The 2,579-nt window shown below is 52.8% G+C and carries 2 protein-coding genes; both read right to left on the bottom strand.

What is annotated here, in order from left to right; translation table 11 throughout:
* On the bottom strand, nucleotides 1-255 hold a 255-nt coding region (locus tag MES37_RS24050), incomplete at its 3' end, for a stalk domain-containing protein (RefSeq protein WP_237932796.1).
* Between the two features lie 204 nt (nucleotides 256-459).
* Nucleotides 460-2,490 (bottom strand): phenylacetic acid degradation bifunctional protein PaaZ, encoded by a 2,031-nt coding sequence (gene paaZ / locus MES37_RS24045; protein ID WP_237932795.1) that lies wholly within the window; start codon nucleotides 2,488-2,490, stop codon nucleotides 460-462.
* Between the last annotated feature and the right edge of the window lie 89 nt (nucleotides 2,491-2,579).

The raw sequence follows: 2,579 nt of genomic DNA, 5'->3' as shown, positions 1-2,579 counted from the left end.
CACCGGCACTTGTAATTGCAATGTTTTGCCGTTGACGATGGCCGATTTGCTATTAGGTTTTACTTTCACAAACGCACCGTCTTTCACAATGGTGAACATCTGCGCGTAATCATCCCATTGCACATCAGCACCGAATTCAGTCAGTGTTTTCTCCATCGGCACCATATGCGCTTCGCTGCCGTGAGCGAATACAGCCGGGGAAGTCAGAAGTGCGATTGCTAAAGCCAGGGTTTTCTTTCCAGTTATTAAATTCATGAAATTCTCACTTTTAGCGTATGTTTTTTATAAACGGGCATGAATTCAACATAACAACTTCTCAGGCAAGATATATTGCGCTGCTTGCCAACCATTTTGCTGGGTTTGCCAAAATCAAAATAATGGTGGATGACGCTGCGCTTACCCCCCCCTACAACGGCCTATCGTAGGTCGGATAAGCGCAGCGTCATCCGACAAAATGTATTAACTCTTACGCGCTACCAGCGTCAAAATGGAATATAAAGCCACGGCCTGTTTATCCTGGTTCATCACTTCTACTGCCCATTCCACCACGCCAACCGGTTTATCTTCGGCGGTTTTCTGCGGCTTGGCGGTCTTACGCTTACAGGTCAGGCGCACTTGCAGGGTATCGCCGATTTTTACCGGCTCGATAAAGCGCAGGTTTTCCATACCGTAGTTGGCGATAACCGGCCCGACACCTGGGTCAACAAATAACCCCGCAGCGGCAGAAACCACGAAATAGCCGTGGGCGACGCGTTCGCCAAAGAATGATTCTGCCGCACCAATTTTGTCGACGTGGGCATAGAAATGGTCGCCGCTGAGATTGGCGAAATTGACAATATCGGCCTCGGTAATGGTGCGACGAGCTGTCAGCAAACTTTCACCAATTTGCAGGTCGTCAAAGTGTTTGCGGAACGGGTGCACCGCATCTTCTTTCACTGCCGCACCGTGGCTCCACTGTTGGCTAACTGCCGCCAGCATTGATGGGCTGCCCTGAATCGCGGTGCGTTGCATGTAATGCTTTACCGCGCGCAAGCCACCCAATTCCTCACCGCCACCGGCTCGGCCTGGGCCGCCGTGAACCAGCATTGGTAATGGCGAACCATGGCCGGTGGATTCCACCGATGATTCCTGGTTCAGCACCTGAATTCGCCCGTGAGCACGCGCGGCACCCAGCACAAACTGGCGGGCAATATCGCCACTCGCCGTGACCAGCGTTCCTGCAAGGCTCCCCTGGCCCGCACGTGCCAGCGCCATCGCATGTTGCGCATTCTGATAAGGCATTACGGTGGCAACCGGGCCAAACGCTTCAAGTTCATGCACCGCTGGGGTTTCATCAGGCTGCTGGCACAGTAACAACGTTGGTGGGAAGAACGCGCCCGCAAGGGCAGTATCGGCTTGGCCGCCGACCACTACCTGGCAGCCTGCGGCAACCAGCTGGTTCACTTTGCTTTGCACATCATCGCGCTGTTCAAGGCTGACCAGTGCACCCATTTTTACGCCTTCCTGCGCCGGATCGCCGGGCTGGATTTTCTCCAGTTTGCCTTTTAGTGCCTGCACCACGTTTTCAAGTTGCGCTTGTGGAACCAAAATACGGCGGATCGCGGTACATTTTTGCCCGGCTTTAGCGGTCATCTCGCGCACCACTTCACGGATAAACAGCGCAAATTCAGGTTGTTCCGGCGTCACATCTTCGCCCAGCACGCAGCAGTTCAGCGAGTCGGCTTCCATCGTGAAGGGTACGGATCGGGCGACAATATTTGAGTGACAACGTAACTTTTGTCCAGTGCTGGCGGAGCCGGTAAAGGTCACTACGTCTTGCTCATCGAGCAAATCAAACAGGTTAGCGACGCCACCGCAAATCAGGCTGATTGCACCATTTGGTACCAGCCCTGAATCAACAATTGATTTCACCATCGCATGGGTCAACTGCGCGCTGGCAGTACCGGGCTTGATAATCGCCGGCATACCGGCAAGCCAGGTTGGAGCCAGTTTTTCTAACATGCCCCAGCAAGGGAAGTTAAACGCGTTGATGTGCAGTGCCACGCCCGATTTTGACGTCAGCACATGGCGAGCGGCAAATCCGCCTTGTTTAGACAGCGGGATCATTTCGTCTTCTGGCCACAATACATCGTCTGGTAATTCGCGGTTGCCCATCCCGGCATAAGCGAACAGGGTGCCGATACCGCCTTCAATATCCACCCAGCTATCTGCGCGGGTGGCTCCTGTCTGGTAAGAAATCGCATAAAACGCTTCTTTATTTGCCAGCAGATGTTTTGCCACCGCTTTAATCATGGCGGCGCGTTGAACAAAGGTCATCGCGCTTAAAGCGGTGCCGCCGTGGTCGATGGCGTAACGGCGCGCCTGCGCCATATCCAGCCCTTCACTGGTGACCTGATACAGCGCTTCGCCGCTAATTGCATGATTTATCGTGCGTTCTTTGCCATGGCCCATCGCCCACTGACCTGACAGATAACTTGTTAACTGCTGCATCGCATACCCCACTAAGTATTACGTTTAATTGCATCAATGGTTGATTTGTGAATCATAAAAATCAAGATGTAATTTAATAATTTATTAAC

Source organism: Buttiauxella sp. S19-1, assembly GCF_022134725.1.
GTDB lineage: Bacteria > Pseudomonadota > Gammaproteobacteria > Enterobacterales > Enterobacteriaceae > Buttiauxella > Buttiauxella ferragutiae.
This window is presented reverse-complemented; position numbering and strand designations above follow the sequence as displayed.